This window comes from Burkholderia stagnalis, assembly GCF_902830275.1.
Taxonomy (GTDB): domain Bacteria; phylum Pseudomonadota; class Gammaproteobacteria; order Burkholderiales; family Burkholderiaceae; genus Burkholderia; species Burkholderia stagnalis.
Genome location: NZ_CADESW010000001.1, coordinates 59,169 through 77,128, shown reverse-complemented (window position 1 = coordinate 77,128; position 17,960 = coordinate 59,169). Strand labels below are relative to the sequence as shown.

The following is a 17,960-nucleotide window of genomic DNA, read 5'->3' as shown; positions in this document are numbered from 1 at the left end:
TATCGCCGCGCAAACCCCCGTCGCGCTTGAGTCGTTTCCCGGAGCAAAATGACGAAATCGGCATAGTCGCCGAAAGCGGCGTGGAGGGCGCCCGGCGTTGTGCCGATTTCGTCGTCGTCCTCATCGAAAATCCACAAGCGGGCGGACGCGCGACGGAGGAAGCTGTGCTCCTTTCCCCACTTTCGGACGACGCATGATGAAGCGCATCCAGATCATCGATTCGCACACCGGCGGCGAACCCACGCGGCTCGTCGTGTCCGGTTTTCCCGCGCTCGGCAACGGCTCGATGGCCGAGCGGCGCGACGTGCTCGCGCGCGAGCACGACCGCTATCGCACCGCGTGCATTCTCGAGCCGCGCGGCAGCGACGTGCTGGTCGGCGCGCTGCTGTGCGAGCCGGTGTCGCCCGACGCGGCCGCCGGCGTGATCTTCTTCAACAATTCCGGCTATCTCGGCATGTGCGGGCACGGCACGATCGGCGTCGTGCGCACGCTGCATCACATGGGCCGCATCGCGCCGGGCGTGCACAAGATCGAGACGCCGGTCGGCACCGTCGAGGCGACGCTGCACGACGACCTGTCGGTCAGCGTGCGCAACGTGCTCGCGTATCGCCACGCGAAGGACGTCATCGTCGACGTGCCGGGCCATGGCCCGGTGAAGGGCGACATCGCGTGGGGCGGCAACTGGTTCTTCCTGATCAGCGGCCACGGGCAGCGCGTCGCCGGCGACAACGTCGCGGCGCTGACCGCCTACGCGTCGGCCGTGCGCGCAGGGCTCGAACGCGCGGGCATCACCGGCGCGAACGGCGGCGAGATCGACCACATCGAGCTGTTCGCCGACGATCCCGAGCACGACAGCCGCAGCTTCGTGCTGTGCCCGGGCCTCGCGTACGACCGCTCGCCGTGCGGCACCGGCACGAGCGCGAAGCTCGCGTGCCTCGCCGCGGACGGCAAGCTCGCGCCGGGCGTCGTGTGGCGGCAGGCGAGCGTGATCGGCAGCGTATTCCACGCGAGCTACGCCGCAAGCGACGGCGGCATCGTGCCGACGATCCGCGGCAGCGCGCACCTGAGCGCGGAAGCGACGCTGCTGATCGAGGACGACGATCCGTTCGGCTGGGGCATCGTGTCGTGAGCGACGTGAAGACCGACGTCATCGTGATCGGCGCCGGCATCGTCGGCGCGGCCTGCGCGCACGAGTTCGCATTGCGCGGGCTGCGCGTGCTGGTGCTCGACGACGCGAGCGGCGGCGCGACCGGCGCGGGCATGGGGCACCTCGTCGCGATGGACGACAACGCCGCCGAGCTCGCGCTGAGCCATTACTCGATCGAATTGTGGCGCGCGCTGAGCGCGCAGATGCCCGACGGGTGCGCATATCGCAACTGCGGCACGCTGTGGCTCGCCGCCGATGCGAACGAGATGGACCTCGCGCGCGCGAAGCAGGCGACGCTCGCCGCGCACGGCGTGGCGGGCGAGCTGATCGACGGCGCGGCGCTGGCCGCGCTCGAACCGATGCTGCGCGCCGGCCTCGGCGGCGCGCTGAAGATTCCCGGCGACGGCATCCTCTATGCGCCCGTGGCGGCGAGCTGGCTGCTTCAGCGCGCGCCGGGCGTCACGCTGCGCCGCGAGAAGGTGGTCGAGGCCGACGGGCCGCGCGTAAAGCTCGCGAGCGGCGAGAGGCTGCGCGCGGAGCGCGTGGTTGTGGCGAACGGCGTCGCCGCACGCACGTTGCTGCCCGAACTGCCGCTGCGGCCGAAGAAGGGGCATCTGCTGATCACCGACCGTTATCCGGGCCGGGTGTCGCACCAGCTCGTCGAGCTCGGTTACGCGGCGAGCGCGCATGCGAGCGACGGCACGTCGGTCGCGTTCAACGTGCAGCCGCGCCCGACCGGCCAGTTGCTGATCGGCTCGTCGCGGCAGTTCGACACCGAGGACCCGCGCGTCGAGCCACCCGTGCTCGCGCGCATGCTGCGCCGCGCGGTCGGCTACCTGCCGGCGCTGGCCGACCTGAACGGCATTCGCGCATGGACGGGCTTTCGCGCCGCGAGCCCGGACGGCCTGCCGCTGCTCGGCGAGCACCCCGCACGCCCCGGCGTGTGGCTCGCGGTCGGGCACGAAGGGCTGGGCGTCACGACCGCGCCGGGCAGTGCGCGGCTGCTTGCCGCGCTGATGTTCGGCGAGCGGCCGCCGATCGACGCCGAACCGTATTTGCCGGGACGTTTCCTGTCGACGTCCCCTGTGGCTGGAGCAATTTCATGATCATTCATCTGGATGGCCGCGAGCTGACGGTGGCCGACGGCGTGACCGTCGCCGCCGCCGTCGCGTCGAGCGGCGACGACACGACCCGCACGTCGTGCACGGGCGCGCCGCGCGCGCCGTTTTGCGGAATGGGCATCTGCCAGGAGTGCAGGATGACGATCGACGGCCGCCGCCGGCTCGCGTGCCAGACGCTGTGCCGCGAAGGCATGCAGGTGGAGCGCACGCGATGAGACACGAACATCTGAGCGTCGACGTCGCGATCGTCGGCGCGGGCCCGGCCGGGCTGTCGGCCGCGCAGGCGGCGCTGCGGGGCGGCGCATCGGTCGCGATCGTCGACGACAACCCGCGCGCGGGCGGGCAGATCTGGCGGCAGGGGCCCGGCGTCGCGGCGCCGCCGGCCGCGGCCGAACGTTTCGCGGTATTGCGGCACTCGAACGTGCGGCATCTGGCGGCCACGCGCATCGTCGCCGAATCGGGCCCCGGCACGCTGCTGCTCGAAGACGACGAACGCGGGCTGCTGCTTGAATACCGCGCGCTGATCCTGTGCTGCGGCGCACGCGAGCTGCTGCTGCCGTTCCCCGGCTGGACGCTGCCGGGCGTCACCGGCGCGGGCGGGCTGCAGGCGCTGATCAAGCACGGCCTCGACGTGCGCGGGCAGCGCACGCTGATCGCCGGCAGCGGGCCGCTGCTGCTGGCGAGCGCCGCGACGGCGCGCGAGCGGGGCGCGCAGGTGCTGCACGTGCTCGAACAGGCCGCGTGGGCGGACGTGGCCGGTTTCGGTGCGGGGCTGTGGCGCTGGCCGTCGAAGCTCGCACAGGCTGCGCGGTTGATCACGTCGGTCTATCGCGCCGATGCGCACGTGGTCGAAGCGTTCGGCGGCACGCGGCTCGAAGGCGTGCGGATCCGGCAGGGCGGCCGCGAATTCGAGGTGGCGTGCGACCGGCTCGCGTGCGGCTTCGGGCTGGTGCCGAACACGGCGCTGCCGAGCCATCTCGGCTGCCGGATCGAGAACGGCGCAGTGGCGGTCGATGCGCACCAGCGCACGAGCCGCGCCGGGCATTTTGCGGCGGGCGAGTGCACGGGCGTCGGCGGCAGCGAGCTGGCGATGGTCGAAGGCGAGATCGCCGGCTGCGCGGCGACCGGGCAGACGGCGCGGCTCGCCGAGCTGATTGCCCGCCGCGCCCGCTGGCAGGCGTTCGCGGATGCGGTGCGCGAACGGTTCGCGATCCGCGAGGCGGTTCGCACGCTCGCGCGGCCCGATACGCTCGTCTGCCGCTGCGAGGACGTGCGCTACGACGCGCTCGTGAACGAAGCCGGCTGGACGGCCGCGAAGCTGCAGTCGCGCTGCGGAATGGGCGCGTGCCAGGGCCGTGTATGCGGCGCGGCCGCGCAGGCGCTGTTCGGCTGGACGCCGCCCGCGCCGCGCTCGCCGCTCGTGCCGGCGCGGGTCGGCACGCTGCTGCTGGACGGGCGCTGCGACGACGCCTGACGGGGTGCGAGCGGCGACAAAGACGGCGGATGGGGCGCAGCTCATCGACGCGAGCGCGGACGACGAAGCCTGAGCGCGGGAATGCACGTCGAGCGGGTTGCGTACTGGCAAACATTATATAAATTTATATAATGTCGAGAAGTAGATTGTCCCGAGCCCTCGATGACGCCAGATTCCTCCACTCCCTTTCCTGACCCGGTCCGGATGCGCGCCGCCGCCGAATCGGCCTGTGCGCTGCTGAAGGTGCTGTCGAACCCCGATCGCCTGTTGCTCATGTGCGAGCTGTCGCAGGGCGAACGCTGCGTGAGCGAGCTCGAGGCGCGGCTCGACATCCGCCAGCCGACGCTGTCGCAGCAGCTCGGCGTGCTGCGGGACAACGCGCTGGTGCGCACGCGCCGCGAAGGCAAGAACGTCCATTACTCGCTCGACAGCCCCGCGGCGATCGCGGTGATGGCGGTGCTGTACGCGCAGTTCTGCGGCCCCGCCGCCAAGGAGGCTCGCGATGCAGCTTGACCTGACGCATTTCACGCCGTGGCTGTCGCTGGCGGGCGGCGTGCTGATCGGGCTCGCGGCCGCGTGGCTCGTGATGTTCAACGGGCGCGTGGCCGGGATCAGCGGCATCGTCGGCGGCCTGCTCGCGCCGGGCGGCGGCGAGCGGGGCTGGCGCGTCGCGTTCGTCGCGGGGCTGGTGGTCGCGCCGGTCGTCATGCGGCTGGCGGGGTTCGGCGCGGTGCCGCAGGTGGATGCCGGCTGGCCGGTGGTGCTGGCCGCCGGTTTCCTGGTCGGCATCGGCACGCGCTATGCCGGCGGCTGCACGAGCGGCCACGGCGTGTGCGGGCTGTCGCGCGGCTCGCCGCGCTCGCTCGTCGCGACCGCGACGTTCATGGCCGTCGGCTTCCTGACGGTGTTCGTGCGGCGGCACCTGCTGGGAGGCTGACATGGCAACGTGGTTCGCGTTCATCGCGGGATTGGTGTTCGGCGGCGGGCTCGTCGTGTCGGGCATGGCGAATCCGCGGAAGGTGCTCGGGTTTCTCGATCTCGCTGGAAGCTGGGATCCGTCGCTCGCGTTCGTGATGGCCGGTGCGACCGGCGTCGGCGTGCTCGCGTTCGCGTGGGCGCGGCGCCGCACGCAATCGTGGCTCGGGCTGCCGATGCAGTTGCCGACGGCGCGCGCGGTCACCGTGCGGCTCGTCGCCGGCAGCGCGGCGTTCGGCGCCGGGTGGGGGCTCGCGGGTTTTTGTCCGGGGCCGGCGATCGTGTCGATCGGCTTCGGATCGGCGAAGGGAATCGGCTTCGTCGTCGCGATGCTGGCGGGGATGGCCGCGTTCGAGTGGATCGAGCGGCGCCGGGCTGCGCGGTGACGGCGGGGGAGCCGCGCTGGTCGACGGGTTCGACCTCTTTCATCAGGAAGCCGCCGATCGCCGACGAGCCAACCATGCGCGCCACTCGCTGAGCAGCGCACGCCACCCGGCGCGCGGCTCTGGCTCTGGCTTGATCACCGCCGTGCTGGCCGCCTTCGCGCTGGCCGCCTTCGCGCCGGCGGGCGCCAGCGACGCATAGCCGGCCGCGTCGAACGCGAGGCAGTCGCCGACGTCGAGTATCCGGCGCGATCTTCTCGAACACCGACCGCTTCGCTGCATGCATTCGCCTCCGCTGCACGCGAGTGTTCGATGCGCAGCGCGAGGCGGCGGGTGCCTAGCTAGCGGCCCGCCGAGTGCGCGGCGAGGTGCTGGCGGATCAGCGACAGGTAGCGATCGCCGACCGAGAAGTCGCGCACCGGGCTCGGCCGCCCGACCGGGCGCAGCGTGGCTGGCGCGCTGACGCCGAGGTATCGGCACAGGGCCGACGGATACGGCTTGCGGGTGTGCCCGAGCTGCCGCGCCGCGCGTTCCACGCGGGTATCGCCGACTTGCGTACGGAGCCAGGCCAGCACTTGGCGATCGGTGTCGTTGACGATCCGGACCAGATGTTCCATCGCGCGCCTCACTGTTTATAAATACAGTGCTGTAAATATAACCAGTATTCCGGGCAGCCGCAAGCGAGCCGGGCGGCCGTTGGCCGTCCGGACAGGGTCAGCGTGCAGGGGAGGCGTAGCGCGCGTCGGTCAGCGTGCCGAGGAACGCGACGATGTCGTCGATCTCGGTTTCGGACAGCGCGGGCGGCGTGCCGGGGCGGCGGTTCATCGGCGTCGAGTTCACGTTGATGTTGCCGCGGTAGGCGCCCGGCACGTCGTCGAACGTCGCGGCGCCGTGATACCAGTGGCGCGGATCGGTCGAGCGCGTGTTGTAGAACGCCACCGCGTCGCGCAGCGACGTGAACACGCCGTTGTGCATGAAGGTCTGCTTGAGCGCGACGTTGCGCAGGCCCGGCGTGCGCAGGTAGCCGCACCACTGGCCGGGCTCGGGCCAGCGCAGCCGGCGCGCGGTGTCGCACAGCCCGTTGTCGAAATGGCGCGGGTCGCGATTGGCCGGCAGCGCGCGGTTGCGCGGCACCGCAATCGCGTCGTAGCCGAAATCGGTGAACAGCGACCGCTCCGGGCGGCTCGACGTATCCGACAGCGTGTGGCAGCTCATGCAGTTGCCCTTGTCGGGATTCTTGAACAGCGCGAGGCCGCGCATCTGCTGCGCATCGAGCGGCGTGCGCTGGCGCAGGTAGGCGTCGAAGCGCGACGTGAACGGCGCCATCTCGTCGCTCTGCAGGTACGCCTCGACCGACGCGCCGAGCGCGCGCACGAGCTGCGCCGGGTCGCGCCGCACCCCGTCGCCGAAGCGCGCAGCGAGCGCCGGCGCGAGTTCGGTCGCGTCGACCTTGCGCAGCAGCGCGGCGGGCGACCGGTTGTTCATCTCGTTCGGGTCGAACAGCGGCCCGCGGATCTGCTCGGCGAGCGTGTCCGCGCGGCCATCGCTGAACAGGCCGCCGAACGGCGACGGCGCGGGCGCGTCGTCGTCCTGGTAGAAGTGGCGGCGCGGCACATAGCGCACGTAGAGCAGCGACGGCGCGTTGCGCCGGCTGAAGCGTCCCGGCCGGCTGCCTTCCGGCACGCCGGGGCCCGCGAGCGCGGCCGCGGACAGCGTCGGCGCGAACGCGCGGCCCGGATCGTGGCACCCGGCGCACGACATCCCGCGCGGCTCGGACAGGCGTGTGTCGAAGAAGATGCGGCGGCCGAGCGCGACGAGCGTCGGGTCCGGCGCGAAGCGCGCGGCGGACGCATCGATCTTGGACGTGACCTGCGGCGTGTCGTTGCCGATCGTGTCGACCACGCGCGCGGGCGGTGCGCCGGGCAGCAGCACGGTGGTGCCGGCGGGCGCGGCGTGCGCCGCGAGCGATGCGGCGCCGGAAAGCGCCGCCAGCGCCGCGAGTGCAAGGGCGGTGCCACGGCGCGCACGGCCGGCGCGCGACACCCCGCGCACGCCATGCGCGCGCGGCGCACGGCGGCTGTCGAACGAACCCGTGCTCACGGCGCGATGAACCCCGTCTTGTCGCAGGCGAGCGTCGTGCCGGCCTGCGTGCACGACGCGAGCAGCTTGCCGGCGGCCGAGTACGCGCGGAACACCCAGCCCGTCGCCGGCGCGGGGCGGCGCTCCATCATCAGGAAACCGAAGCTGTTGTTGTGCGACAGCTTGTCGATGACCGCGCCGGGCGCGGGCGTCAGCGCGGCCGGGAACGGGTCGGGCAGCGCGACGTCGAGGTTGTCGCCGCCGTTGCCCGACACGATCGTCGCCGGATGGCCGGACGCGAAGTTGATCGCCTGGAAGTCGTGCACGTGGCCGTGCAGCGCGACGTGTACGCCGGGCGGGTAGTACGCCTGCGCGTTGAGGCTCGACATCACCGATTGCAGCGCGAGGTTGCCCGGCGCGGGCGTGCTGCCCGCGATCGGCGCGAACGCGAGGATCGGGTGATGGTTGGTGAAGATCGTCGTCGTCATGCCGGCCTTCGACGCGAGCGCGGCCACCGTCTGGAATTGCTTCTGGTAGATCTGGAACTGCGTGTCGGTCGTCTTCAGCGCATTGCGCCCGACCTTCGCGGTGTCGAACACGATCACCTGCGAGCCGCTGCCGAGCGATACCGCGTACGGCTCCGAATAGTTCGCGTTGGCGTCGTTGGCCGGGTCGTTGCACGAGCGGGCGTCGCTGTACGGGCGCGGGTCGAGGAAGCGGAACCAGCCCTGGCCCGCCCGCGCGCATTCCTCGTGGTTGCCGCGCACGACGACCCATGGCGCCGCCGCGAACAGCGGCGCGGCCGGGCGGAACAGGTCGGCCTGCCACGTATCCCAGCCGTAGCCCCACGGGCTGTCCTTGCAGCCGGCGATGTCGGGCGGGCACGCGTTCTCGCGGTAGTGATAGTCGCCGACGTGCAGCACGAGATCCGGCGACAGCTTCGCGATGCTCGCGGCAATCGTGTCGAACGGCCAGACCGACGCGTCGTTGCACGCCTGCCAGGCGTTGTCGGCCTTCTTCATCCGGCAGCCGGTGTCGGCGAGGATCGCGATGCGCTGCGGCTGAGCCTTCGGCAGCGGCAGCGTACGGCCCGCGACGCTCGCGCTCTGCGCGTCCGCCGGCAGCGCGGCCTCGCAGACCGACACCGGGAAGCTCGACGGCTTCGAATCCGCCGGATCGCTCGCGGTGGTGCGCTGCGGCGCGGTGGCGGTGCCCGCGCGCAGCGTCATCCGCGACAGCTTGCCGTCGACGACGAGCTGCGGGCACAGCGGATCGCCGGCCGACGCCGGGCTGAAGTTCGTGATCACGCGGGCGATCGCCTGGTTCGCGTCGCCGATCTCGACCCACGCGGCCTGCACGTTGATCGCGGCGCTCGCCGGATCGGCGGGCGTATCGATGTGGTTGGAGCACGCGGACAGCGTCGCGAGAGCCGCGATCGCCGCGAGCGAGGCAAGGCGCGCGGGCGCCGCGCGCAGGAGGAGTCGTCGCATGGAGGTCACCGTTGGAAAGCCGTCAACATACGCAACACGAATGTAAGAATTATGAAAACGATTCGGCGGGCGCGGTGCTGCGGCTCGCCGTCGACGCATTGTGCGCGATTCGGCGAGTGATGTTGCGTCGCGATGAGCGTGACGGGCGGGGCCGCCGCCGCTTGACTTCAAGCCGGCTTGAGGCGGCACACTGCCGATTCGCCTTCCGAGGGCATTCACAGGAAAACGATCATGAACCACACCGAGTCAGCCAACGGCGAGCAGGCCGCACTCTGGAACGGCCCGAGCGGCCGCGCATGGGTCGACACGCAGGCGGTGCTCGACCGGATGTTCGAGCCGCTCGAGCAACTGCTCGTCGAAGCGGCCGTCGCCACGTCGGCGCGGCGGGTGCTCGACGTCGGCTGCGGCACCGGTGCGGTCACGGTCGCCATTGCCCGCCGGCTCGGCGCGCAGGGGCGCTGCACGGGCATCGACGTGTCGGCGCCGATGCTCGACGCGGCCCGCGCGCGCGCCGGGCGCGAACGCGTTCACGCCGACTTCATCCGCGCGGACGCGCAGACGCACGCGTTCGGCGACGCGCGCTTCGACCTGATCGTGTCGCGTCTCGGCGTGATGTTCTTCGACGATCCGGTGCGCGCGTTTGCGAACCTGCGGCACGCGGCGGCCGACGGCGCGCGGCTGTGCGCGATCGCGTGGCGCGGCGCGGCGGATAACCCGTTCATGACGACCGCCGAACGCGCCGCCGCGCCGCTGCTGCCGAACTTGCCGCCGCGCGTGCCCGGCGCGCCGGGGCAGTTCGGGTTCGGCGACCGCGCGCGGGTTGCGTCGATCCTCGAGGCCAGCGGCTGGGCCGATATCGAGATCCGCGCGATCGACGTGCAATGCGTGCTGCCGACGCATGCGCTGACCGACTACGTGTCGCGGCTCGGCCCCGTCGGCATCGCGCTGCGCGACGTGGACGACGCGACGCGCATGCGCGTGGTCGAAACGATGTGCGCCGCGTTCGCGCGTTACGTGCAGGGGGACGAACTGCGTTACGACGCGGCGTGCTGGATGATCGGCGCGCGCCGGCGGGCCGCGTAGCCGGCCCGCCGACACGATCGCGCCGCGAATGCGCACTACAATCGCGCTTTTCAGCTTCGCCGGACAAGAGGAACAACGATGAGCGCGAAGACCGAGGACATCGAGGATGACGATCTCGTCCGGTTCGCCGGGCAGGGCGCCGCGCCGCTGCCGGCGGCCGGCTTCGAGGGCTGGCTGGAACATGACGGCGCGCGCATCTGGCATGCGTCGTACGGCGACGGCCCGCCGGTGATCCTGCTGCACGGCGGCCTCGGCCATGCGGGCAACTGGGGCTACCAGGTGCCGGCCATCGTGTCGGCCGGTTATCGCGCCGTGCTGATCGACAGCCGCGGCCATGGCCGCAGCACACGCGACGGCCGGCCGTATTCCTACGAGCGCATGGCGTCGGACGTGCTCGCGGTGATGGATGCGCTCGGCATCGAGCGCGCGCGCCTCGTCGGCTGGAGCGACGGCGCGTGCATCGCGCTCGTGCTCGCCGCGCGCGTGCCTGCGCGCGTCGAGCGCGTGTTCTTCTTCGCCTGCAACATGGATCCGAGCGGCGCCCGGGAGATGGCGCCGAGCGCGGTGATCGACCGCTGCTTCGCGCGGCACCGGCAGGATTATGCGAGCCTGTCGGCGACGCCGGACGATTTCGAGCCATTCGTGGCCGCCGTCAGCGAGATGATGCGCACGCAGCCGAACTACAGCGCGCGCGAGCTCGGCGCGATCGCGGTGCCCGTCGCGATCGTGCTGGGCGAGCACGACGAATTCATCCTGCCCGAGCATGCGGCGTATCTGGCCCGTTCGATTCCCGGCGCGGTGCTGACGCGCCTGTCGGGCGTGAGCCATTTCGCGCCGCTGCAGCGGCCGGGCCGCTTCAACGCGGCGATGCTGGCCTTCCTGGGCGACGCGTCGGCATAGGGCAGTTCCGTCACGCCTACGGCGCCCGTCGCGCGCGCAGCATCAGCCACGCGCATCCGGCCGCGACCATCGCCAGCCCGGCCAGCACCGCTTCGACGCCGAGCGCGAAGCCGGCCGGCATTTCGCCGACGCCCGCGTCGGGCGGCTGCCCGGCGAACATCGCGCCCGCGCCGCCGAGCAGCAGCGCCGCGCACACGAGCCAGTAGACCTTGCCGCGCCGCGCGGCCGCCCGGATCCGCCACAGCGCGAGCCCGAGCCCGGCGAGATACAGCAGCGCGAGCGTGCCCAGCGCGATGGTGTCGCCGACGAGATCATGCGACACGCCGCTCATCGCGCGCCTCCGCGCCGCCGCCCGGCCGCGACCTGCGGCCTGAACGTCGTACGAGGCAAGGGACGGGAGTCTGACATGGTTGGCATCCGGAAGAAGGGCTACGACACGGAACGCCGCGCGCAGGGGCGCGGCACGCCCGAATGCGGCGGGGCCGTGTGATGTTATACCCGGTGGGAAGGCTGCAACGAAGGGCGATGCAGGAGAAAGAGCCGTGCATTGTAAGCAATTCGCCAGATTGGTCGGCAGGGCGAGGCCAATGAGGAGGCGCACCCCCGCGCCGGCGAAGCGCCGCGCATCGGGGTTTCCCTGAGTCGATGAAAATTTATTTTTTTCCGTCTGTGGCGCGTGTAAATTTACTTTCACTTTCAATCACCCGACTGCCGCCGCGCCCGCATGCCGCCGCTTCATCCGCCCGCCGTATCCGACGCCGAACCTTCGATTGCCGCGCGCATCGCGGCCGCGATGCCGGCGCTCACGCCGATTCACCGGCGCATGGGCGAATACGTGCTCGCGAATCCGTTCCGCGCGGCGACGATGCGGATCGACGAACTCGCGCAGGCGGTGAACGCGTCGATCGCCACCGCGAACCGCTTCGCGAAGGCGCTCGGCTTCGACGGCTATCCGGCGATGCGCGCGGCGCTCGTGCGCGGCTTCGAGGCGACGCTCGGGCCGGTCGAGCGGCTGCGCTCCGCGCAGGAGCAGGAAGCCGGCGTGCGCGGCGCCGCATGGATCGACGCGGTGTTCGACCAGGCGGTCGAGAACCTCGAGCACACGCGCGCGCAACTGAACGCGACGCAGGTCGAGGCGGCGGTCGAGGCGATCGTCGCCGCGCGCCGCGTGCTGATCCTCGGCGCGGGATCGAGCGCGTTTCTCGCGGGGCTGATGGAGCACGGCCTGTCGGTGTGTCACGACAACGTGCAGTCGCTCGCGCTGCTCGGCGGCCCGTCGCACGCGGCGCGGCGCCTGTATTCGGCCGATGCGCGCGACCTGGTGATCGCGATCGCGTTTCCGCGCTACGTCGAGGACACGATGGAACTGGCGCGCCGCGCGGCCGCACGCGGCGCGCAGGTGCTCGCGCTGACCGACGGCCCCGATTCGCCGCTCGCGCCGTGCGCATCGCTGATGCTGTTCGTGACCGCGCAGCGGCGCTTTGCGGCCACGTCGGAAGCGGCCGTGCTCGCGATGATCGAGGCGCTGATCGACGCGGTCGCGCTGCGCACGCACCGTTCCGCGAAGGCCGCGGCCGAGATGACCGAATTCCTGTTGCCCTGGCTCACGCAGCCGCAGGCCGCGCTGCCGGACACACACCCTTCACCTTCATCCTCCCGTTCGAGAAAAGCATGACTTCACCCGCGATCGTGGCGATTCATGGCGGCGCAGGCACGATCCTGCGCAGCGCGATGAGCACCGAAACCGAGCTGCAGTACCGCACCGAGCTGGCGGCGATCCTGCGCGCCGCGCAGGCGGTGCTCGCCGACGGCGGCAGCGCGCTCGACGCCGTCACCGTCGCGGTGCGGATGCTCGAGGACTGCCCGCTGTTCAACGCGGGGCACGGCGCGGTGTATACGGCCGACGGCACGCACGAACTCGACGCCGCGATCATGGACGGCGCGACGCTCGCCGCAGGCGCGGTGTGCTGCGCGACGCGCGTGCGCAATCCGGTGCTCGCCGCGCGGCGCGTGATGGAAGCGAGCGAGCACGTGCTGTTCGCCGGCGCGGGCGCCGACGCGTTCGCGGCCGCGCACGGCCTGGAGCTCGTCGAGCCGGGCTATTTCGGTACCGACGCGCGCCGCGCGCAGTGGCTCAAGGCGCGCGAAGCCGCGGGCATGCTGCTCGATCACGACGCCGCGACGTTCGCGTTCGGCGACGGCGCGCCGCCGCGCCCGCCCGAGCCGCTCGACCCCGACCGCAAGCACGGCACCGTCGGCGCGGTCGCGCGCGATCTGCACGGCCACGTCGCGGCGGCCACGTCCACCGGCGGGATCACCAACAAGCAGCCGGGCCGGGTCGGCGATTCGCCGATCGTCGGCGCGGGCTGCTACGCGGACGACGCGACCTGCGCGGTATCGTCCACCGGCACCGGCGAGATGTTCATCCGCCTCGCCACCGCGCACGACGTCGCCGCGCAGATCGCCTATCGCGGCGCGTCGCTGCAGGACGCCGCGCATGACGTCGTGATGAACAAGCTGCCGCGCATCGCGGGCCGCGGCGGGATCATCGCGGTCGATGCGCACGGCAACGTCGCGATGCCGTTCAACACCGAAGGGATGTATCGTGGCTATGCGCGTGTCGGCGATGCGCCCGTGGTCGGGATCTATCGCGATGACGCGGCCTGAGCCCGCGCCGCGCTTGCATCAGGAGAGGCCCGCATGACGACGAAGCGAACCCAGGCCGCGCTTGCCATGCCCGAACGGCGCGTCGTCGCGGTCGACGACCTGTCGGTGACGTTCCGCCGCGAAGGCGCGACGTTCGACGCGGTGCGCGGCGTGTCCTTCCACGTCGACCGCGGCGAGACGCTCGCGATCGTCGGCGAATCCGGCTCGGGCAAGTCGGTCACGTCGCTCGCGCTGATGCGGCTCGTCGAACACGGCGGCGGCACGATCACGCGCGGCCGGATCGCATTCCGGCGGCGCAACGGCACGCAGCTCGACCTCGCGCAGGCAAGCGCCGCGACGATGCGCGGCGTGCGCGGCGCGGACATCGCGATGATCTTCCAGGAGCCGATGACGTCGCTCAATCCGGTGTTCACCGTCGGCGACCAGATCAGCGAGGCGATCGCGCTGCACCAGTCGAAGAGCGCGTCGGACGCGCGCGCCGAGGCGCTGCGCCTGCTCGACCTCGTGCGCATCCCGGAGGCGCGCCGCGTGTTCGCGCGCTATCCGCACCAGCTGTCCGGCGGGATGCGCCAGCGCGTGATGATCGCGATGGCGCTGTCGTGCCGGCCCGCGCTGCTGATCGCCGACGAACCGACCACCGCGCTCGACGTGACGATCCAGGCGCAGATCCTGCAATTGATCCGCGGCCTGCAGGACGAGATGAACATGGGCGTGGTGTTCATCACGCACGACATGGGCGTGGTCGCCGAGGTGGCCGACCGCGTGCTCGTCATGTATCGCGGCGAGAAGGTCGAGGAGGGCGACGCGCCGCGCATCTTCGCCGCGCCCGAGCACCGCTACACGCGCGCGCTGCTCGCGGCCGTGCCGCGCCTCGGCTCGATGCAGGGCACCGACGTGCCGGAGAAATTCCCGCTGCTGAAGGTGGAGGGCGCAGCGGCCGCCGAAGCCGTGCCGCCCGTTGGGGACGACGCTGCCGCGCTTGCCCAGCCGGCGGTCGACGCCGCCGCGCCGCCGGTGCTGCGCGTGCGCGACCTCGTCACGCGCTTTCCGGTCAAGAGCGGGCTGTTCGGCCGCGTGTCGCAATACGTGCATGCCGTCGAGCGCGTCAGCTTCGAGCTGCGCCCGGGCGAGACGCTGGCGCTCGTCGGCGAATCGGGCTGCGGCAAGTCGACCACCGGCCGCTCGCTGCTGCGCCTCGTCGAATCGCAGAGCGGCTCGATCGAATTCGACGGCCGCGACATCAGCGCGATGAAGGGCGCCGACCTGCAGGCGCTGCGCCGCAATATCCAGTTCATCTTCCAGGATCCGTTCGCATCGCTGAACCCGCGGCTCACGGTCGGCTTCTCGATCATGGAGCCGCTGCTCGTGCATGGCGTCGCGAGCGGCCGCGCCGCGCAGGAGCGGGTCGACTGGCTGCTCGACCGGGTCGGGCTGCCGGCCGAGGCCGCGCGCCGCTATCCGCACGAATTCTCGGGCGGGCAGCGCCAGCGGATCGCGATCGCGCGCGCGCTCGCGCTGAACCCGAAGGTCGTGATCGCCGACGAGTCGGTGTCCGCGCTCGACGTGTCGGTGCAGGCGCAGATCGTCAACCTGATGCTCGACCTGCAGCGCGAGCTGGGCGTCGCGTACCTGTTCATCTCGCACGACATGGCGGTGGTCGAGCGCATCAGCCATCGGGTCGCGGTGATGTATCTCGGCCAGATCGTCGAGATCGGCCCGCGCCGCGCGGTGTTCGAGGCGCCGCAGCATCCGTACACGAAGAAGCTGATGAGCGCGGTGCCCGTGGCCGATCCGGCGCGCCGGCACGCGCTGCGCCAGTTGCCGGCGGACGAGGTGCCAAGCCCGATCCGCGCGGCCGGCGACGATCCGGCGGTCGCGCCGCTCGTCGCGGTCGGCCCCGATCATTTCGTCGCGACGCATCGCGTCGGCGGCGCGTACTGACGCACGAGGAGGCCACATGGACCGCAGTTGCGCGCGCGCCAGGCAGAGACGGTTGTTTCCCGAGCGGAGGCAGTCAATCCGCGATTCCCACCACGCGTTACCGAATCACGCACAGGAGCCAGCCCACATGAACAAATCGCTTTCGTTCCCGATGTTCCGTCCGCGCGCGCTGCTCGCCACGGGCGCGAGCGCGTTCGCGCTGGCGGTCGCGCTGCCCGCGTTCGCGCAGCAGACCGCGGTGATCGCGGTCGGCGAGACGTTCACGACGATGGACCCTTACGATTCGAACGACACGGTGTCGCAGGCGGCCGCGAAGTCGTTCTACGAGGGGCTGTTCGGCTTCGACAAGGACATGAAGCTCGTCAACGTGCTCGCGACGAGCTACACGGCGTCGCCCGACGCGAAGGTCTACACGGTCAAGCTGCGCCAGGGCGTGAAGTTCCAGGACGGCACCGATTTCAACGCGGATGCGGTGAAGGTCGTGTTCGACCGCGTGACCGATCCGGCGAACAAGCTGAAGCGCTACAACCTGTTCCGCGTGATCGAGAAGACCGAGGTCGTCGATCCGTATACGGTGAAGTTCACGCTGCGCGAGCCGTTCTCGGCCTTCATCAACACGATCGCGCATCCGTCCGCGGTGATGATCTCGCCGACGGCGCTGAAGAAGTGGGGCCGCGAGATCGGCCTGCATCCGGTCGGCACCGGGCCGTTCGAATTCGTCGAGTGGAAGCAGACCGACGACATGAAGGTGAAGAAATACGCCGGCTATTGGAAAAAGGGCTATCCGAAGATCGACATGATCGACTGGAAGCCCGTGATCGACAACAACACGCGCGCGGCGCTGATGAAGGCGGGCCAGGCCGATCTCGCGTTCCGGATTCCGTACGAGCAGGTCGCCGACCTGAAAACCAACCCGAAGCTCGACGTGGTCGAGCGGCCGTCGATCGTGGTGCGCTACATCTCGCTGAACACGCTGCAGAAGCCGTTCGACAATCCGAAGGTGCGCCAGGCGCTCAACTACGCGATCAACAAGGATGCGCTCGCGAAGGTCGCGTTCTCCGGCTTCGCGATGCCGGTGCCGGGCGTCGTGCCGCCGGGCGTCGAGTACGCGACGAAGACCGGCCCGTGGCCGTACGACCCCGCGAAGGCGCGCGCGCTGCTGAAGGAGGCCGGCTATCCGAACGGTTTCGAGTCGATCCTCTGGTCGGGCTACAACAACACGACGTCGCAGAAGGTGATTCAGTTCGTCCAGCAGCAGCTCGCGCAGGTCGGCGTGAAGGTGCAGGTGCAGGCGCTCGAATCGGGCGAGCGCGTCTCGAAGGTCGAGAGCGCGCAGGACCCGGCGAGCGCGCCGGTGCGGATGTTCTATATCGGCTGGTCGTCGTCGACCGGCGAGGCGAACTGGGCGCTGACGCCGCTGCTCGCGTCCGCGTCGAAGCCGCCGAGGCTGTTCAATACCGCGTACTACCAGAACGGGCTCGTCGACGAGGGGCTGGAGAAGGCGCTGTCGACCACTGACCGCGCGAAGAAAGGCGAGTACTACGCGGGCGTGCAGAAGCAGATCTGGGCCGATGCGCCGTGGATTTTCCTCGTGCAGGAAAAGATCGTCTACGCGCGCAGCAAGCGGTTGCAAGGCATGTACGTGATGCCGGACGGCTCGTTCAATTTCGACGAGATCTCGCTGAAGTAAGCGCATTCAATACGCACGTTCACGCGCGTCACGGCGCGCCGGTTCCGCGATGACGTCGCGCCGGCGCGCCGCCCAGGTTCGGTGCCCTCATGCTGAATTTCATCGTCAAACGTCTGTTCGGCCTCATGCCCACGCTCGCGATCGTCGCGGTGCTGGTGTTCCTGTTCGTGCACCTGCTGCCGGGCGACCCCGCGCGGCTCGCGGCCGGCCCCGAGGCCGACGAGGCGACCGTCGCGCTGGTGCGCGCCGATCTCGGCCTCGACCGGCCGATGCCCGCGCAGTTCGCGAACTTCTTCGTGAAGATCGCGCACGGCGACTTCGGCAAGTCGACGCGCAGCAAGCGCGCCGTGTCCACCGAGATCGGCGAGCGCTTCATGCCCACGCTGCTGCTGACGCTCGTCAGCATGGGCTGGGCGACGCTGTTCGGGATGGCGATCGGCATCGCGTCGGCGGTGTGGCGCAACCAGTGGCCGGACCGCGTCGGCATGACGCTCGCGGTGTCCGGCATCTCGTTTCCCGCGTTCGCGCTCGGCATGCTGCTGATGGAGATCTTCTCGGTGAAGCTCGGCTGGCTGCCGGTCGTGCCGGACGGCACCTGGAAGAGCTACGTGCTGCCGTCGCTGACGCTCGGCGCGGCCGTCGCGGCGGTGATGGCGCGCTTCACGCGCGCGTCGTTCGTCGAGGTGCTGAACGAGGATTTCGTGCGCACCGCGCGCGCGAAGGGCGTGCACGAGCCGATGGTCGTGCTCAAGCACTGCCTGCGCAACGCGATGATTCCGGTCGTCACGATGATGGGGCTGCAGTTCGGCTTCCTGCTCGGCGGCTCGATCGTCGTCGAGGCGGTGTTCAACTGGCCGGGGCTCGGGCGCCTGCTGGTCGATGCGGTGACGATGCGCGACTACCCGGTGATCCAGGCGATCGTGCTGCTGTTCTCGCTCGAGTTCATCCTGATCAACCTGACCGTCGACGTGCTGTACGCGGTCATCAACCCGACCATCCGGTTCAAGTGA

The 17,960-nt window shown here is 70.8% G+C and carries 19 protein-coding genes; 14 read left to right on the top strand and 5 right to left on the bottom strand.

The genetic code is table 11. The annotated features are described in order from the left end of the window. Positions 1-196 precede the first annotated feature (196 nt). The 7 genes from HWY45_RS00315 (at position 197) to HWY45_RS00285 (ending at position 5,103) form a co-directional block, all read left to right on the top strand. On the top strand, positions 197-1,129 hold the full coding sequence (locus HWY45_RS00315) for a 4-hydroxyproline epimerase (RefSeq protein ID WP_059883137.1): 933 nt from the start codon (positions 197-199) through the stop codon (positions 1,127-1,129). Further along, positions 1,126-2,253 (top strand): NAD(P)/FAD-dependent oxidoreductase, encoded by a 1,128-nt coding sequence (locus HWY45_RS00310; protein WP_059883062.1) that lies wholly within the window; start codon positions 1,126-1,128, stop codon positions 2,251-2,253. The genes HWY45_RS00315 and HWY45_RS00310 overlap by 4 nt, the downstream gene beginning before the upstream one ends. Then, positions 2,250-2,483 (top strand): (2Fe-2S)-binding protein, encoded by a 234-nt coding sequence (locus tag HWY45_RS00305; RefSeq protein ID WP_059883061.1) that lies wholly within the window; start codon positions 2,250-2,252, stop codon positions 2,481-2,483. Before HWY45_RS00310 ends, HWY45_RS00305 begins: the two co-directional genes overlap by 4 nt. Further along, on the top strand, positions 2,480-3,742 hold the full coding sequence (locus HWY45_RS00300; RefSeq protein WP_059883059.1) for an NAD(P)/FAD-dependent oxidoreductase: 1,263 nt from the start codon (positions 2,480-2,482) through the stop codon (positions 3,740-3,742). The genes HWY45_RS00305 and HWY45_RS00300 overlap by 4 nt, the downstream gene beginning before the upstream one ends. Positions 3,743-3,946: 204 nt before the next feature. Further along, a complete protein-coding gene (locus HWY45_RS00295) occupies positions 3,947-4,255 on the top strand; it encodes an ArsR/SmtB family transcription factor (protein ID WP_017329726.1) in 309 nt (102 codons plus the stop codon). Continuing rightward, entirely contained in the window at positions 4,245-4,679 is a 435-nt protein-coding gene (locus HWY45_RS00290) for a YeeE/YedE family protein (protein ID WP_059883055.1), read from the top strand. The genes HWY45_RS00295 and HWY45_RS00290 overlap by 11 nt, the downstream gene beginning before the upstream one ends. 1 nt (position 4,680) lies before the next feature. Then, complete coding sequence (locus tag HWY45_RS00285) at positions 4,681-5,103, top strand: DUF6691 family protein (protein ID WP_059561389.1); 423 nt, start codon at positions 4,681-4,683, stop codon at positions 5,101-5,103. A 42-nt stretch (positions 5,104-5,145) separates the two neighbouring features. Here HWY45_RS00285 and HWY45_RS00280 read toward each other — a convergent pair whose 3' ends face one another. The 4 genes from HWY45_RS00280 to HWY45_RS00265 all read right to left on the bottom strand — a co-directional run bounded on the left by HWY45_RS00280 (position 5,146) and on the right by HWY45_RS00265 (position 8,669). Further along, positions 5,146-5,382, bottom strand: coding sequence for a hypothetical protein (locus HWY45_RS00280; protein WP_150998770.1), 237 nt, complete (start codon positions 5,380-5,382; stop codon positions 5,146-5,148). Between the two features lie 59 nt (positions 5,383-5,441). Further along, positions 5,442-5,717, bottom strand: a complete 276-nt coding sequence (locus tag HWY45_RS00275) for a CppA family protein (RefSeq protein WP_059808134.1) — start codon at positions 5,715-5,717, stop codon at positions 5,442-5,444. Between the two features lie 97 nt (positions 5,718-5,814). After that, positions 5,815-7,032 (bottom strand): cytochrome-c peroxidase, encoded by a 1,218-nt coding sequence (locus HWY45_RS00270; protein WP_059883135.1) that lies wholly within the window; start codon positions 7,030-7,032, stop codon positions 5,815-5,817. Positions 7,033-7,196: 164 nt separating this feature from the next. Next, the gene (locus HWY45_RS00265) at positions 7,197-8,669 is read right to left on the bottom strand and encodes a metallophosphoesterase (protein ID WP_059883053.1); all 1,473 of its coding nucleotides are present in this window, start codon (positions 8,667-8,669) and stop codon (positions 7,197-7,199) included. Positions 8,670-8,900: 231 nt separating this feature from the next. On the opposite strand from HWY45_RS00265, the gene HWY45_RS00260 reads away from it, so the two are divergent. Beyond that, the gene (locus HWY45_RS00260; RefSeq protein WP_059883051.1) at positions 8,901-9,752 is read left to right on the top strand and encodes a class I SAM-dependent methyltransferase; all 852 of its coding nucleotides are present in this window, start codon (positions 8,901-8,903) and stop codon (positions 9,750-9,752) included. Between the two features lie 78 nt (positions 9,753-9,830). After that, complete coding sequence (locus HWY45_RS00255) at positions 9,831-10,652, top strand: alpha/beta fold hydrolase (RefSeq protein WP_059883049.1); 822 nt, start codon at positions 9,831-9,833, stop codon at positions 10,650-10,652. Positions 10,653-10,668: 16 nt separating this feature from the next. On the opposite strand, the gene HWY45_RS00250 is transcribed toward HWY45_RS00255, so the two are convergent. Beyond that, positions 10,669-10,983, bottom strand: coding sequence for a hypothetical protein (locus HWY45_RS00250; protein WP_059883047.1), 315 nt, complete (start codon positions 10,981-10,983; stop codon positions 10,669-10,671). A 393-nt stretch (positions 10,984-11,376) separates the two neighbouring features. Between HWY45_RS00250 and HWY45_RS00245 the strand changes: the two genes are divergently transcribed. The 5 genes from HWY45_RS00245 to gsiC all read left to right on the top strand — a co-directional run bounded on the left by HWY45_RS00245 (position 11,377) and on the right by gsiC (position 17,960). Then, positions 11,377-12,327, top strand: coding sequence for a MurR/RpiR family transcriptional regulator (locus HWY45_RS00245; RefSeq protein WP_059883045.1), 951 nt, complete (start codon positions 11,377-11,379; stop codon positions 12,325-12,327). Beyond that, positions 12,324-13,319, top strand: a complete 996-nt coding sequence (locus HWY45_RS00240) for an isoaspartyl peptidase/L-asparaginase family protein (protein ID WP_059883043.1) — start codon at positions 12,324-12,326, stop codon at positions 13,317-13,319. The genes HWY45_RS00245 and HWY45_RS00240 overlap by 4 nt, the downstream gene beginning before the upstream one ends. A 33-nt stretch (positions 13,320-13,352) precedes the next feature. Further along, complete coding sequence (locus HWY45_RS00235) at positions 13,353-15,260, top strand: dipeptide ABC transporter ATP-binding protein (protein ID WP_059883041.1); 1,908 nt, start codon at positions 13,353-13,355, stop codon at positions 15,258-15,260. A 127-nt stretch (positions 15,261-15,387) separates the two neighbouring features. Continuing rightward, positions 15,388-16,950, top strand: a complete 1,563-nt coding sequence (gsiB, locus tag HWY45_RS00230) for a glutathione ABC transporter substrate-binding protein GsiB (RefSeq protein ID WP_059883039.1) — start codon at positions 15,388-15,390, stop codon at positions 16,948-16,950. 89 nt (positions 16,951-17,039) lie between these two features. Further along, positions 17,040-17,960 carry a glutathione ABC transporter permease GsiC gene (gene gsiC, locus HWY45_RS00225; RefSeq protein ID WP_059561351.1) on the top strand — a complete coding sequence of 307 codons (921 nt, stop codon included), beginning with the start codon at positions 17,040-17,042 and terminating at the stop codon, positions 17,958-17,960.

What these genes read in the sequence shown, in the direction of transcription:
- HWY45_RS00315 (WP_059883137.1), top strand. Translation starts at nt 197, where the DNA reads ATGAAGCGCATCCAGATCATCGATTCGCACACCGGCGGCGAACCCACG.
- HWY45_RS00305 (WP_059883061.1), top strand. Translation starts at nt 2,250, where the DNA reads ATGATCATTCATCTGGATGGCCGCGAGCTGACGGTGGCCGACGGCGTG.
- HWY45_RS00300 (WP_059883059.1), top strand. Translation starts at nt 2,480, where the DNA reads ATGAGACACGAACATCTGAGCGTCGACGTCGCGATCGTCGGCGCGGGC.
- HWY45_RS00295 (WP_017329726.1), top strand. Translation starts at nt 3,947, where the DNA reads ATGCGCGCCGCCGCCGAATCGGCCTGTGCGCTGCTGAAGGTGCTGTCG.
- HWY45_RS00290 (WP_059883055.1), top strand. Translation starts at nt 4,245, where the DNA reads ATGCAGCTTGACCTGACGCATTTCACGCCGTGGCTGTCGCTGGCGGGC.
- HWY45_RS00285 (WP_059561389.1), top strand. Translation starts at nt 4,681, where the DNA reads ATGGCAACGTGGTTCGCGTTCATCGCGGGATTGGTGTTCGGCGGCGGG.
- HWY45_RS00280 (WP_150998770.1), bottom strand. Translation starts at nt 5,382, where the DNA reads ATGCAGCGAAGCGGTCGGTGTTCGAGAAGATCGCGCCGGATACTCGAC.
- HWY45_RS00275 (WP_059808134.1), bottom strand. Translation starts at nt 5,717, where the DNA reads ATGGAACATCTGGTCCGGATCGTCAACGACACCGATCGCCAAGTGCTG.
- HWY45_RS00265 (WP_059883053.1), bottom strand. Translation starts at nt 8,669, where the DNA reads ATGCGACGACTCCTCCTGCGCGCGGCGCCCGCGCGCCTTGCCTCGCTC.
- HWY45_RS00260 (WP_059883051.1), top strand. Translation starts at nt 8,901, where the DNA reads ATGAACCACACCGAGTCAGCCAACGGCGAGCAGGCCGCACTCTGGAAC.
- HWY45_RS00255 (WP_059883049.1), top strand. Translation starts at nt 9,831, where the DNA reads ATGAGCGCGAAGACCGAGGACATCGAGGATGACGATCTCGTCCGGTTC.
- HWY45_RS00250 (WP_059883047.1), bottom strand. Translation starts at nt 10,983, where the DNA reads ATGAGCGGCGTGTCGCATGATCTCGTCGGCGACACCATCGCGCTGGGC.
- HWY45_RS00245 (WP_059883045.1), top strand. Translation starts at nt 11,377, where the DNA reads ATGCCGCCGCTTCATCCGCCCGCCGTATCCGACGCCGAACCTTCGATT.
- HWY45_RS00240 (WP_059883043.1), top strand. Translation starts at nt 12,324, where the DNA reads ATGACTTCACCCGCGATCGTGGCGATTCATGGCGGCGCAGGCACGATC.
- HWY45_RS00235 (WP_059883041.1), top strand. Translation starts at nt 13,353, where the DNA reads ATGACGACGAAGCGAACCCAGGCCGCGCTTGCCATGCCCGAACGGCGC.
- gsiB (WP_059883039.1), top strand. Translation starts at nt 15,388, where the DNA reads ATGAACAAATCGCTTTCGTTCCCGATGTTCCGTCCGCGCGCGCTGCTC.
- gsiC (WP_059561351.1), top strand. Translation starts at nt 17,040, where the DNA reads ATGCTGAATTTCATCGTCAAACGTCTGTTCGGCCTCATGCCCACGCTC.